At 35.3% G+C, this 12,930-nt stretch carries 12 protein-coding genes, 3 tRNA genes and 1 pseudogene; 12 read left to right on the top strand and 4 right to left on the bottom strand.

What is annotated here, in order from left to right; genetic code table 11:
* The first annotated feature begins 283 nt into the window (after positions 1-283).
* The 3 genes from K8B81_RS13055 to K8B81_RS13045 all read left to right on the top strand — a co-directional run bounded on the left by K8B81_RS13055 (position 284) and on the right by K8B81_RS13045 (position 2,708).
* Positions 284-586 (top strand): hypothetical protein, encoded by a 303-nt coding sequence (locus K8B81_RS13055; protein WP_223682033.1) that lies wholly within the window; start codon positions 284-286, stop codon positions 584-586.
* A gap of 239 nt (positions 587-825) precedes the next feature.
* Positions 826-1,680, top strand: a complete 855-nt coding sequence (locus tag K8B81_RS13050; protein ID WP_163407504.1) for a transketolase — start codon at positions 826-828, stop codon at positions 1,678-1,680.
* A 74-nt stretch (positions 1,681-1,754) separates the two neighbouring features.
* Positions 1,755-2,708: a transketolase family protein gene (locus K8B81_RS13045; protein ID WP_223682032.1), complete on the top strand. Its 954-nt coding sequence runs from the start codon at positions 1,755-1,757 to the stop codon at positions 2,706-2,708.
* 74 nt (positions 2,709-2,782) lie between these two features.
* Here the strand turns inward: K8B81_RS13045 and K8B81_RS13040 are convergent, their stop codons facing one another.
* Positions 2,783-3,970: an FKBP-type peptidyl-prolyl cis-trans isomerase gene (locus K8B81_RS13040; RefSeq protein ID WP_223682031.1), complete on the bottom strand. Its 1,188-nt coding sequence runs from the start codon at positions 3,968-3,970 to the stop codon at positions 2,783-2,785.
* Between the two features lie 79 nt (positions 3,971-4,049).
* Here K8B81_RS13040 and K8B81_RS13035 point away from each other — a divergent pair, with 79 nt between their 5' ends.
* Positions 4,050-4,439, top strand: coding sequence for an RNA-binding S4 domain-containing protein (locus tag K8B81_RS13035; protein ID WP_223682030.1), 390 nt, complete (start codon positions 4,050-4,052; stop codon positions 4,437-4,439).
* A gap of 161 nt (positions 4,440-4,600) precedes the next feature.
* Positions 4,601-5,101, top strand: a complete 501-nt coding sequence (locus K8B81_RS13030) for a phosphoribosyltransferase domain-containing protein (protein WP_223682029.1) — start codon at positions 4,601-4,603, stop codon at positions 5,099-5,101.
* Here the strand turns inward: K8B81_RS13030 and K8B81_RS13025 are convergent.
* Positions 5,093-5,611, bottom strand: a complete 519-nt coding sequence (locus K8B81_RS13025) for a shikimate kinase (protein WP_223682028.1) — start codon at positions 5,609-5,611, stop codon at positions 5,093-5,095. The genes K8B81_RS13030 and K8B81_RS13025 overlap by 9 nt on opposite strands.
* Before the next feature lie 126 nt (positions 5,612-5,737).
* On the opposite strand from K8B81_RS13025, the gene K8B81_RS13020 reads away from it, so the two are divergent.
* The 5 genes from K8B81_RS13020 to K8B81_RS13000 all read left to right on the top strand — a co-directional run bounded on the left by K8B81_RS13020 (position 5,738) and on the right by K8B81_RS13000 (position 9,435).
* A tRNA-Lys gene (locus K8B81_RS13020) sits at positions 5,738-5,810 on the top strand.
* 39 nt (positions 5,811-5,849) lie between these two features.
* Positions 5,850-5,922: transfer RNA gene (locus tag K8B81_RS13015), tRNA-Lys, on the top strand.
* Positions 5,923-5,964: 42 nt separating this feature from the next.
* Positions 5,965-6,047: transfer RNA gene (locus K8B81_RS13010), tRNA-Leu, on the top strand.
* A gap of 563 nt (positions 6,048-6,610) precedes the next feature.
* The gene (locus K8B81_RS13005; RefSeq protein WP_223682027.1) at positions 6,611-7,624 is read left to right on the top strand and encodes a non-reducing end alpha-L-arabinofuranosidase family hydrolase; all 1,014 of its coding nucleotides are present in this window, start codon (positions 6,611-6,613) and stop codon (positions 7,622-7,624) included.
* A 95-nt stretch (positions 7,625-7,719) separates the two neighbouring features.
* The gene (locus K8B81_RS13000; protein ID WP_223682057.1) at positions 7,720-9,435 is read left to right on the top strand and encodes an endo-1,4-beta-xylanase; all 1,716 of its coding nucleotides are present in this window, start codon (positions 7,720-7,722) and stop codon (positions 9,433-9,435) included.
* A gap of 53 nt (positions 9,436-9,488) precedes the next feature.
* Here K8B81_RS13000 and K8B81_RS21125 read toward each other — a convergent pair.
* Together K8B81_RS21125 and K8B81_RS20990 are read right to left on the bottom strand one after the other, a co-directional pair.
* Positions 9,489-9,823 (bottom strand): annotated as a pseudogene (locus K8B81_RS21125) (IS30 family transposase); the annotation flags it as partial.
* 163 nt (positions 9,824-9,986) lie between these two features.
* Positions 9,987-10,115 (bottom strand): hypothetical protein, encoded by a 129-nt coding sequence (locus K8B81_RS20990; RefSeq protein WP_262902730.1) that lies wholly within the window; start codon positions 10,113-10,115, stop codon positions 9,987-9,989.
* A gap of 488 nt (positions 10,116-10,603) precedes the next feature.
* Between K8B81_RS20990 and K8B81_RS12990 the strand changes: the two genes are divergently transcribed.
* Positions 10,604-11,167 carry a gluconate 2-dehydrogenase subunit 3 family protein gene (locus K8B81_RS12990; protein WP_223682026.1) on the top strand — a complete coding sequence of 188 codons (564 nt, stop codon included), beginning with the start codon at positions 10,604-10,606 and terminating at the stop codon, positions 11,165-11,167.
* 42 nt (positions 11,168-11,209) lie between these two features.
* A complete protein-coding gene (locus K8B81_RS12985) occupies positions 11,210-12,916 on the top strand; it encodes a GMC oxidoreductase (RefSeq protein WP_394370722.1) in 1,707 nt (568 codons plus the stop codon).
* Positions 12,917-12,930: the final 14 nt, after the last annotated feature.

Below are 12,930 nucleotides of genomic sequence, written 5' to 3'. Positions count from 1 at the left end.
CAAACTTGGAATTTGAATTTTCTCCAATTGAAATTTTATTTTTTATTTGGGCGTTCCCCAAGGGTCGGGCTATCCGCTATATCTTTTGCTCCAGCTATTTTAGTTTTTAATCAACAAATTTTCGTTGTCGCAAAAGGATGTCGCTGCTATCCCTAACGCAAACGACCCTCAGGAAAGTTTATTGAGAAAGGAATGTAAAAACTGCAACAATCAGATTATTAAAGTATAACAGTTTCAGCAATTCCTTTTGTAATTTTAATATTCAACTAAAAATTTTAGAGTCATGATAAACGCAGATGAAAAATTAGATCAAATCAAAGATGACCAAATCGAAAGAAACCTTGAAAATATGAATTATGATGCAAACGAAGACATCTATAATCAAGAAGAAAGATTAGAAGATATTGACCCACAAGACATTTCAGGTAAAAGAATAATCACCAATGACAATCACGAGTGGAAACAAAACAGTGACAAACTCGGGAACGACTTAGATATTCCGGGCTCAGAACTTGATGATAAACAGGAAGAAATTGGTTCTGAAGACGAAGAGAACAATTATTACAGCGAAGGTGATACAGAATAAAAACACAAACGCACTTCAAATCAAAGTCCCATTGGGGCTTTTTTTTATTTTTAATTTTCATCAAAAAACAACAAAACAGAAACATCTCTTTTCGAAAATTAAAATCATTTCAGTTATTTTTTTAAGATTAATAAAAAAAGCACCGGAATTTCACAATTGCAGCAAACTAAAGCAGAAAATCATTTGTCAGCCCGCAAAATAAAAATTACTTTTGCACCAGTTTAACTTTTACATATAAAATGAAGCCTAACACACAACAATTAAGCGATTTAACGATCCAGGTAAGAAGAGATATTCTTAGAATGGTACATGCTGTCAACTCAGGTCACCCAGGTGGTTCATTAGGTTGCACTGAATTTTTGGTAGCACTTTACCAAAACATTATGGAACGTAAAGAAGGTTTTGATATGGATGGAATCGGAGAAGATCTTTTCTTCCTTTCAAATGGTCATATTTCACCTGTATTTTATAGCGTTTTAGCAAGAAGCGGTTATTTCCCTATTTCAGAGCTTGCTACTTTCAGATTATTAAACTCTCGTTTACAAGGACACCCTACAACTCACGAAGGACTACCTGGAGTTCGTATGGCTTCCGGATCATTAGGACAAGGTTTGTCTGTCGCTCTTGGTGCTGCACAGGCTAAAAAATTAAATGGTGACAATCATTTGATTTATACTTTACACGGAGATGGTGAATTACAGGAAGGTCAAAACTGGGAAGCCATCATGTATGCTTCTGCAAAAAAAGTAGACAACCTTATCGCAACTGTTGACCTTAACGGAAAACAAATCGACGGAACAACTGACGAAGTTTTAGCAATGGGAAGCCTGCGTGCTAAATTTGAAGCTTTTGACTGGGAAGTTATTGAAATTACCAAAGGAAACGATATCGAAGCCATCATTGGCGGAATGAACGAAGCAAAAGCAAGAACAGGAAAAGGAAAACCGGTTTGCGTATTACTTCATACCGAAATGGGTAATGGTGTAGATTATATGATGTACAGTCATGCATGGCACGGTAAAGCACCTAATGATGCACAGCTTGCAACTGCTTTAGAACAAAATTATAACACTGGAGGCAATTCAGATTATTAAATAAAGCTTTATGCCTTAAGCGGCAAACCTTAGTTTATCGCCTAATGCCTAATGCGTACAGCAAAAAAACAAAAATGAAAAAATATACAAATACAGGAAGTAAAGATACCCGTTCAGGTTTTGGTGCGGGAATAACTGAATTAGGACAGAAAAACGAAAAAGTAGTGGCATTATGTGCTGACTTGATCGGATCATTAAAATTTGATGAGTTCAAGAAAAACCACCCGGAGCGTTTTTTCCAGATTGGTATTGCAGAAGCTAACATGATCGGAATCGCTGCTGGTTTAACAATTGGGGGAAAAATTCCATTTACAGGAACTTTCGCCAACTTTTCTACAGGAAGAGTTTACGATCAAATTCGCCAGTCTGTTGCTTACTCTGATAAAAATGTAAAAATTTGTGCTTCTCACGCTGGTTTAACTTTAGGAGAAGATGGAGCTACACACCAAATCTTAGAAGATATCGGATTAATGAAAATGTTGCCAGGTATGACTGTAATCAATACTTGCGATTACAATCAGACAAAAGCTGCTACTTTAGCTCTTGCTGATCACCACGGACCTGCATATTTACGTTTCGGACGTCCGGTTGTACCTAACTTCACTCCTGCTGACGAACCATTTGTAATTGGAAAAGCAATCCTGTTAAACGAAGGAACTGATGTAACAATCGTTGCAACAGGACACTTGGTTTGGGAAGCTCTTATTGCTGCCGAGGCTCTTGAAGCAAAAGGAATTTCTGCCGAAGTAATCAACATACATACTATCAAACCTCTTGATGAAGAAGCCATTTTAAAATCTGTAGCTAAAACCAAATGCATCGTAACAGCTGAAGAACACAATTACCTTGGTGGTCTTGGAGAAAGCATTGCTGGTGTATTAGCTTTAAACAATCCAACTCCTCAGGAATTTGTTGCTGTTAAAGACAGTTTTGGTGAGTCTGGAACTCCGGAGCAATTAATGGAGAAATACAAACTAAACAATCAGGCGATTGTTGAAGCTGTAGAAAGAGTAATCAAAAGAAAATAATTTCAATTTTTTTAATCATAAAAAAACCTCGAAATTTACATTTCGAGGTTTTTTATTTTTAAATCTTAATCTTTTTATTTTTTTGCTGTTATCGTAGTAACTTTAGTCGTATTATGATCTTTATCAAGATGAATCTTTTTTCTGCCTGGTGTAGTATAATCATATTCGTTCCTTGTTACACCATTTTCTGTTATAGTTTTCAAAAATGAAGGAATCCCTCTTGGCTCACTATTCAATGCTTCATTTATATTGGGTGTTGTCGGATCATCTTCTACAGCAAAAGCCTCAAATGGAAAATATTTACTTGGACCAAAAGCCCCCCCAACCTCTCCAGTAGGCTTTGTAATTTCTAAAAGAGTCGTGTATCCATCTCCATCATCATCAATATCTATGAAATCTGCAACACCATCTTTATCAGTATCATCTGGATTTACCGGAGCATTAGGATACAAAGTTGTATTACGATAATCACGAACATATCCATCTCCATTTATATCTTCATCAACATCCAATACTCCATCACCATCATGATCCAATCTTTGCAGTTTATACAATTTAAAACTAAAGACCAAAGGAGAATAAGAAGGAATAGAGCCTTTTCCTGTATTGTAATACCCTAACCCTGAAGGTATAAACATTACACCTGCACCAAAATCCTTATAACTAATATTTCCATCGTCTTTTCCAACGGCAATCCCAGTCTTAAATTCAGGAAAAATCTCTGACCATCCTAACACAACCCCAGTCAAATCTGTAAAAGATTGTGGATACACAAGTTGTTCGAAAAAAGTAGCCTTAATATACGCAGAATTCTTATCAGTTTTAGCCACATCCTTTAAATAACTACCGCTGTAAGAAGCCAACACACCGTCAGTATTCATCGGTGACTCACCTGATCCTTCTCTTAGCACTAAATAATAATATTGATAAGTTATTCCATGCAAATCAACATTTTTAGATTTTAATTGAGGATAAACAGCAGTTCCTACATTAGCTTTATAAGACATAATTGGGACTTGCGTCAATGGATCTTCAATAGAGTCAATAACCACATCCATATCTTCCACGTTACCGGGACTTTCACTAACAATTATATAATGTGTATTCAAATATCCCTCTATAGTTGCTTTATCAGTTGCATATTGAGTAGCAAAATCTCTTAATGGCTCAACTTGAAAATCATCATCATTATTATTTTTATTACAAGAAACCAAAGCAAAGAGCGCTATCAGTAAAATAAAAAAATATTTAAATTTATTCATTATTGTTAATTTTTTAGGTGCGCAAGATACAATATTGATTTATTTTTGTAAAGAATTTAACTCCGATTTTAGAAAAATTATGAGAATAGATAAATACCTCTGGTGCGTGCGATATTACAAGACACGAAATATGGTTACTGAGGCCTGTAAAAAGAACCATATCACAGTAAATGGTCAGGTAGCTAAGCCATCTAAAGAAGTTTTTCCTGCAGACCGAATTACGTTTAGAAAAGATCAGATTACACAAATTATAACTGTACTGGATATCCCCGAAAGTCGTGTCGGAGCAAAACTCGTTGACATATATCGTAAAAATGAGACACCTCCGGAAGCATATGCCCATTTAGAATTATTAAAACTATCCAAAGAACATTACCGTAAAAGCGGTACCGGGCGACCAACTAAAAAAGACCGAAGGGATATTGACGAGTATGGTAATGAAATTTTTGATGATGAGGAAGAAAATTAAATTCCGATTTTTAAATCTCAAATTCCAAAATTACAACTATAAAATTATCTACCTTAACATTGGAATTTGTAATTTGAAGATTTGAAATTCCTTTATAAAATTGGAATTTGGAATTTTTATATTGGAATTTTTAAATTTGTACATTAGCAAAAAAATAAATCATGAGCCAAAATATCATCTTAACAAATCAGGAAATTGAACATAAAATAAAACGTATCGCCTATCAGATTTATGAGACTTTTGTTGATGAAGACGAAGTTGTAATAGCAGGAATTGCTACTAACGGATGTATTTTTGCCGAAAAAATTGCTTTAGCATTAAGCAGTATCTCTACCCTTAAAATTTCTTTGTGTGAAGTTGTCATAGATAAACAGAATCCACAATTACCAATTCAGACTTCTTTGGCTATATCTGAATACGAAAACAAAGGCCTGGTATTGGTTGATGATGTCTTAAATTCCGGAACTACACTAATCTACGCTGTTCGCCATTTTCTCGACGTTCCATTGAAAAAATTTAAAACAGCAGTACTTGTTGACCGAAATCACAAAAAATACCCTGTAAAAGCAGATTTCAAAGGAATTTCGCTCTCTACATCTTTATTAGAACACGTAAAAGTTGTTTTTGATGAAAACGGAGGCAATTACGCTTCTTTAAGTTAATATCTCCAGAATATCCTGAACTGTTTCTTCAACGGTTTTATCATCGACAGAAACTTTATGTTGCGCGTGGTTGTAATAAAAGCTTCTGTCGAACAAATGTTTCGCGATAAACTCTCTCATTTCCTCCTCATCCATATTCGCAATGAGCGGACGCTTGCTTTTATTATACACTAGCCTATTATATAAAGTATCTATTGAAGCTTTTAAATAAATTGAGGTAACATCATCTCTTTTTAATAATTCATGATTATTAGCATAACATGGTGTTCCGCCACCCAAACCAATTATGCTGTTTTCTGAAGATTGAAGTAATTCTACAAACATTTCATGCTCTAATTTTCTAAAATAGATTTCTCCATGCTGCACGAAAATCTCTTTTATAGACAAATTTGCTTTTTTTTCGATGCAATTATCTAAATCCAGAAACGGAATATTGATAGTTTTTGATAAAATTTGGGCAATTGTAGACTTTCCGCAACCCATATAACCTAATAATATGATTTTTTTCATTTTAATAAAACCTTATAAACTAAGGCATTGTGAGATTTGGTTAAAAAAAGACAAATTTATAATAATTTTGCTTGGAAATAATAAAATAAACTCCTTATATTTGCACCCGCGTTCAAGAAACATAATGACTCGATAGCTCAGTCGGTAGAGCACATCACTTTTAATGATGGGGTCCTGGGTTCGAGCCCCAGTCGGGTCACAAATTTTGTGATTAACAAATTAAGTTTCTTGAAGCAATGACTCGATAGCTCAGTCGGTAGAGCACATCACTTTTAATGATGGGGTCCTGGGTTCGAGCCCCAGTCGGGTCACAAAAGGTCGAGTATTAAGTTACTTGACCTTTTTTCTTTTTCGGCCATGTGGAGAAACGGTAGACTCGCCATCTTGAGGGGGTGGTGCTCGCAAGGGCGTGAGGGTTCAAATCCCTCCATGGTCACTTTAAAAAAATGAAAGCCTGCAAAGTGTATATTTTGCAGGCTTTTTTTCTGGTCCGACAAAAGATTCGATATTTTAGAGTGACTAACAAACCCTTATGATTGTTGAGTTTTCTGGTTCGAATCCTGTAAATGTTTCTTAACTTGTATGTTAAAATCATGAAAATGCTTTAGTTCTCATTGTAGGTTGCAATTTGCCAACTACCATTCCAAACATAAATGATATCGGTTTCTCCTTTGGTAATTTAAAACGTATTGATGTCTTTGATCTCATTTTTGCTTCTTAGCTTCGAGATAATTTTACATTGTAACCTTTCGTAAAATCTGGCTTTAAGAGCGTTTGAGTTCCTTTAAACTGAAGTATAATTGGATACGTAATTGGGTGTTTTTTTTGATGATTTTGTCAAAATTTACAAATACTTTTATTTCAATATTTTATTATTTTTTTTTATGATTTTTACATAAAAAGCTTGTTTACAAAACAATAGTTTAATTTTTATATAAATTATTTGCGTTTTAAATAATTTTATTCATTACATTTGGTAAGTTAATTCCTAAAAATATTATGAAAAATCAAAAAAACAATTTATTAAAATTTGCTATAACTTCCTTTGTGATTATGGCATGTAGTTGTAGTAAACCTGATGAAGTCATTTCCTCAGCAGAGGTCATCGGTAAAACTGAAAAAAACGCAAAAGTCAGTGTAATTTTAAGTCCAAAATGGAGTGTTACAGGCAAAATTTTTGAACAAGGTGCAGCGGGTTCTTTTGAATCTGTTGCCGTAAAAGATCCAACACTTGTTTACGACGGTGGCAAATGGCATGTGTTTTATACCGGTACAGATGGAAAGAATTGGAAGATGGGTTATGTAAACACAGTCTCATTATTCAATATGAAAGCCGATCCCCGCAGGTTTATGAATTCGTTAAATGGTGGGGGATATTTTTGTGCTCCGCAAGTATTCAACTTTCCTGTAAAAGGAAAATGGTATTTAATATATCAATCGGGTTTAGGCGCCACATATTCTACCAATACTAGTGTATCCAATTACGGAGGTTGGGCAGCAGGTAAAACAATGGGGTTTAGTGACGGTATCGACTTTTGGTGCATTGCTGACAATAGCCATGTATATTGTTTTTATTCTGCACAAGATGGTTCGAATAATATTAAAAGACGTAGAACTACGATCGCTAATTTTCCAAATGGTTGGGAAGCGCCAACAATTGCTGCAACAAATACTTTTGAAGCCCCTCATGTATATAAAAACAAAGCAGATGGTAAATTTTATATGATGGTCGAAGATGCTGCAAGATACTTCGAGCTTTGGTCGGCTACTACGCTTAACGGAACATGGACTAAAGTTTCCGAAACATGGGCTACAAAAGCAAACTTAACAGAACGGAGTGAGCATTGGACTGATCAGATTTCACATGGTGAAATATTGCGTTCAGGAAACAATCAATTAATGGAAATAAACAATATTGATCGTTGTGAAGTCCTTATACAAGGTGTGGTAAATGGAAATTTTGGTAGTTATATCAAAATTCCTTACGATTTAGGATTAATGCAAAACTTTTAAGAAATAAAGATTACACACAATTTTAATAAAAAACATAAAAAGACATAATTATGAAAAACAATAGAATTTTAATTAGAATTCAGTGGTTATTGTTAGTGATAGTAGGTATAGTATTGGGCAATAATGCGCAAGCTCAATTGGCAAAATGTAAAGGAAAATACTTTGGAAATATCATTCAAAGCAGTGTTCCAAGTAATTACAATACATTTTGGAATCAGACTACCAGTGAAAATGCTTCAAAATGGGGCTCAATTGAAGGCACAAAAGGCGTTTACAATTGGTCTGGTTCGGATGTATCTTACAATCAAGCCAAAAACAGCGGCGGACTATTCAAGTTTCATACTTTAGTTTGGGGTGCTCAAACACCAGGTTGGGTTGCAAGTGCTAGTACAGCAACGATACAAGCTTCGGTACAAGCCTTCATAAAAGCCACAGCTGACCATTACAACCCTTTGGGCGGTCTAAAAATGATTGATGTATTAAATGAGCCAGTAAATACCCCAATGACAGCTAATTATAAGGCTGCTCTTACTGCAGGTTATCGAGCAGAACCAGCCAATGCAGGTGACATCAATAATCAATATGGTTGGGTAATTTGGTGCTTTCAATTGGCTAGAAAAAATTTTCCAAATGCTACGTTATTGATTAATGAATACAATGTAGAAATGAACTGGAACAACTGTCGAGCACCTTATATTGCGATGGTAAATGCTGTAAAAAATGCTCCAAACCTTACAAATGGAACAAAAAATCTGATTGATGGTGTAGGTTTACAGGCACATGGTATTGAAAATTTAACTGCTGCAAATTTTAAAGCATGTATCGATGAAATCTGGGCAAAAACTGGTGTTCCAATTCATATTACTGAGTTTGACCAACCAGCTAATCCTAACGAGACCAAACAAAGAGATGTTTACGCTAGTCTAATTCCAGTAGCCTGGGAACATCCAAGAGTAGCCGGTATTACATTATGGGGCTATATTCAAGGCAAAACTTGGATCAATGGTAATGGTGCCTCTGGTGCTGGCGGAACTGATTCTGGATTAGTTTATGGAAATTTTGCAGATCGCCCAGCAATGACATGGTTAAAATCTTATTTAAGCGGTCGCCCATCGCTTTCTTGTTGTCCTGCACCAGCTCCATTTGGTGGTTGTGGCACTACTGTGACAACTCGTAATTTTGTAACTAGAGCTCGTGGTACTGCTACTGGTGCTCAATTACAATTGCGAATCAACGGAAATGTAATTGATACATACAACCTCACTACGGCTTTTGCAAATTATAGCACGTCGTCAACAACTACAGGTGCTGTACGTCTAGAAGTTGTAAATGATATTGCAAATAGAGATGTAGAAGTAGATTATTTGCAAGTGGATAGTGCGGTTTTACAAGCCGAAAATCAAACGGTTAATACAGCATTTTATTCCAACAACACTTGTGGTGGTGGCGGAAGCAGCCAAATGATGCATTGTAATGGTTATATTGCATTTGCAGCTACTACCAATCGTATGGCAACATCAAAAGAATTTGTAACGCAAATTGAATCGGACGAAACTGAAATAATCGTATTTCCTAACCCAACTATTGATGGCAATACAAATTTAGAGTTTTACAATGAAAAAGAACAAAATATAACTGTCCGATTAGTTGATTCTAGTGGGGCTGCGGTTAAAGACATAGCTTCTCAAAAATTTGCAATAGGTAATTGTACTTTGGCAGTGGATTGTAGTAATCTCTCTCCAGCGATCTATTTTATTGTAATCGAAAAAGAGAATGCAAAACTTATTACTAAAAAAGTTATCGTAAAATAAATTCTAGAAAAATGCATAACGCCAATAACCTGGGATTTGAATTTAGCAAATTATTAAATAAAATTTTGATTCATATATAATCTGCTAATTGTATTTATTATTGATTCATATTCCAGGTTTTTTCTAGTTCTTTCATTAAGCTGATTTTGTACTTCTTTGAGCTGTTTTTTTTGTATTAGATTAAAGTCAGTTCCTTTGGGAAAATAGTCTCTAATTAATCCATTTGTATTCTCATTTACTGGTCTTTCCAACGACTATAGGGATGGACAAAATAGACTTTTACTTTGCAGTTTTTAGTAAAAGTTTTGTGTTGCGCCATCTCTGTTCCGTTGTCATAGGTCAAAGACAGTTTTAAGTTGCCAGAAAGTTTTCTAAAAGTCTTTTTAAACACCTACTATCTTTAAGATTTTTACAATTTGTTATTTCATAAGAAAACCAATGCAAATCATATGAAGCATAAGGATTAAAGTATTCAAGCGCATGCATCTCTCCAATTTCTGGCAGGATACGCTTTAACCTACTTCCATAAAGACATATTTTTTTAACTTTCTTCAGTTTAGAAATTGTTTCCGGCAGAGCATATATTTGAGCAATAATTCCTGACCAAGTTCTTCTACTGAAGAAAACTCTTCAAGGTTTTCTACTGCAACCTTTTCCACAATTTCTGTCCTCCACTTCATTTTCTATTCTTGATATTCTTTTATTCATTTTATGTTTTGCCTGTATTTTACCCAATATTATAAAATCAAAAACAAGATCGCTTTAATTTAAAAATAAATTTCACCCAATCCAGCATAGCGAATACATAATTTTCAACAATAAAACCGAAGGATTTACAATACCACCTAACCTCCCTTCCAATATTACAAATGACGAATCAGATTAAATCACTTTATTTTTAACAAGTATAAAACGACTAAAAAATCCACCATACGTCATTTGTTCTAAAAAAACATTCTTAAAATTTTACATTCTTTCTTACTTATTCCTAACTGACGTCACATGTTTTTAAAAATAATTACTAAAACGTTTTATTACATGAGGATTATTAATTTTAAACAATTAATTAAGTTTTAAAATAAAAATATAACTCTTTTTTTATTATTATTGTAAAGTATTGATAATTAAATTATCTTTAATATTTACACCGTATTTTTAATATTTTGGAATGGAAAGAAGAGAAGCACTAAAAAAGATGGCTTATTTGATGGGTGGAGCAATCTCTGCTACAACAATGGGTGTTTTATTTGAAAGTTTTACTGTATACAATCCCGAACAGAATTATGCCTATTCGTTTTTAGCTACAGATGAAGAAATTTTTGCCGAATTTGCCGAAATTATTTTACCCACAACTGCAAACTCTCCCGGAGCAAAAGCAGCTGGCGTTGGGACTTTAATTCCATTGATTATAGAGGACTGTTACCCATCAAATCTTCAAAAAATCTTTAAAAAAGGTTTTGAAGATATGCTGGCAAAATGCAGAACTAAATTCAATAAAGAATTCTTAAGTCTTAGCAGCGCAGAGAAAAACCAACTCATGAATGAACTAAAACAAGAAACGATAGACAATAACAGAGAACCGTCATTCTTTTTAATCGCCAGAGATTTAACTCTTTTAGGATACTTCTCTTCAGAAATTGGCTGTACAATGGCTAGAGAATATTTGCCTATACCCGGGAAATATGATGGAAATGTAGACTATAAACCCGGACAGAAAGCCTGGGCAATATAAGTAAAAGCGCCTTAACTCATTTTTACTAATTTATCAGAAGACATCGTGAATATCAATACCGACTTAAAGAAACAAAATACTTATGACGCCATTGTTATAGGTTCAGGAATAAGTGGCGGTTGGGCTGCTAAAGAATTAACGCAAAAAGGCCTAAAGGTCCTGATGTTAGAACGCGGTAAAAACATAGAACACATTAAAGACTATGATTCCGCAATGAAAGCGCCGTGGGAAATAGCCTATTGCGGACAATTAACCCAGGAACAAAAGAGAACACATCCGGTACAAACCAGGGATTATCCCTACCAGCAAGCTAATGAAAGCTGGTGGGTAAACGACTTAGAATGTCCTTATACCGAAGACAAACGTTTTGATTGGTACAGAGGATTTCATGTGGGCGGAAAATCTTTAATGTGGGGACGGCAAAGTTATCGTTTCAGTGATCTGAATTTTGAAGATAATATAAAAGATGGCCACGGAAATGACTGGCCAATCCGCTATAAAGATATTGCACCATGGTACGATTATGTAGAAAAATTTGCAGGCATCAGCGGGCAGAATGAAGGCTGGCCTTTGTTGCCTGATGGTCAGTTTTTACCTCCTATGGAAATGAACTGTGTTGAAAAATCCGTAAAAGAACGCATCGAAAAACATTATAACAAATCCCGGATTTTAACCATTGGCCGTTCAGCAAACCTGACTGTCCCTCACTTAGGAAGAGGCAGCTGCCAGTATAGAAACTTATGCAGCAGAGGCTGTCCTTTTGGCGCTTATTTTAGTACGCAGTCCTCTACCTTACCAGCAGCAATGGCTACAAAAAAATTAACGGTTCGCCCCTACTCGATTGTCAATCACATTATTTATGATAAAGAGACTAAAAAAGCAAAAGGCGTAATGGTTATCGATAGCGAGACTAATGAAAGCATGGAATTTTATGCCAAAATTGTTTTCGTTAATGGATCAACTTTAGGTTCCACTTTTATTTTACTGAACTCAACATCAGAAGCGCATCCGAATGGTTTGGGTAATGGCAGCGGGCACCTTGGACACAATTTAATGGACCACCATTTTAGATGTGGTGCCGAAGGAACTGTTGAAGGTTTTGAGGATAAATACACTTATGGAAGAAGAGCAAACGGTATTTACATTCCGAGATACCAGAACTTTAATGGTGACAAAAGAGATTACTTGCGAGGCTTTGGATACCAGGGCGCAGCAAGCAGAGGCCATTGGCATAAAGAAGTAGCCGAATTAGACTTTGGCGGGGATTTCAAAGAAATTTTATCCAGACCGGCAGAATCATGGACTATGGGATTGGGTGGTTTTGGAGAAATGCTTCCTTATTATGAAAACAAAGTGTACATCGACCATACTAAAAAAGACAAATGGGGACAGCCTGTATTGGCAATAGACTGTGAATACAAAGACAATGAAGCCAAAATGCGCGAGGATATGATGTATGACGCTGCAGAAATGCTTGAAGCTGCCGGTGCCAAAAATGTAAAAGCGTACGATAATGGCTGTTATCCGGGAATGACTATTCATGAAATGGGAACAGCCCGAATGGGAAATGACCCAAAAGAATCTGTCCTGAACAAATGGAACCAGATGCACGAAGTAAACAATGTTTTTGTTACTGATGGTTCATGTATGCCATCAAGTGCTTGTCAAAATCCTTCCCTGACCTACATGGCCTTAACTGCCAGAGCTGTGGATTACGCTGTAAAAGAATTAAAGAAAAAAAACATTTAGATTAGGATTATTTA

Source organism: Flavobacterium hibisci (genome assembly GCF_020026925.1).
GTDB lineage: Bacteria > Bacteroidota > Bacteroidia > Flavobacteriales > Flavobacteriaceae > Flavobacterium > Flavobacterium hibisci.
This window is presented reverse-complemented; position numbering and strand designations above follow the sequence as displayed.

What these genes read in the sequence shown, in the direction of transcription:
- K8B81_RS13055 (WP_223682033.1), top strand. Translation starts at nt 284, where the DNA reads ATGATAAACGCAGATGAAAAATTAGATCAAATCAAAGATGACCAAATC.
- K8B81_RS13050 (WP_163407504.1), top strand. Translation starts at nt 826, where the DNA reads ATGAAGCCTAACACACAACAATTAAGCGATTTAACGATCCAGGTAAGA.
- K8B81_RS13045 (WP_223682032.1), top strand. Translation starts at nt 1,755, where the DNA reads ATGAAAAAATATACAAATACAGGAAGTAAAGATACCCGTTCAGGTTTT.
- K8B81_RS13040 (WP_223682031.1), bottom strand. Translation starts at nt 3,970, where the DNA reads ATGAATAAATTTAAATATTTTTTTATTTTACTGATAGCGCTCTTTGCT.
- K8B81_RS13035 (WP_223682030.1), top strand. Translation starts at nt 4,050, where the DNA reads ATGAGAATAGATAAATACCTCTGGTGCGTGCGATATTACAAGACACGA.
- K8B81_RS13030 (WP_223682029.1), top strand. Translation starts at nt 4,601, where the DNA reads ATGAGCCAAAATATCATCTTAACAAATCAGGAAATTGAACATAAAATA.
- K8B81_RS13025 (WP_223682028.1), bottom strand. Translation starts at nt 5,611, where the DNA reads ATGAAAAAAATCATATTATTAGGTTATATGGGTTGCGGAAAGTCTACA.
- K8B81_RS13005 (WP_223682027.1), top strand. Translation starts at nt 6,611, where the DNA reads ATGAAAAATCAAAAAAACAATTTATTAAAATTTGCTATAACTTCCTTT.
- K8B81_RS20990 (WP_262902730.1), bottom strand. Translation starts at nt 10,115, where the DNA reads ATGAAGTGGAGGACAGAAATTGTGGAAAAGGTTGCAGTAGAAAACCTT.
- K8B81_RS12990 (WP_223682026.1), top strand. Translation starts at nt 10,604, where the DNA reads ATGGAAAGAAGAGAAGCACTAAAAAAGATGGCTTATTTGATGGGTGGA.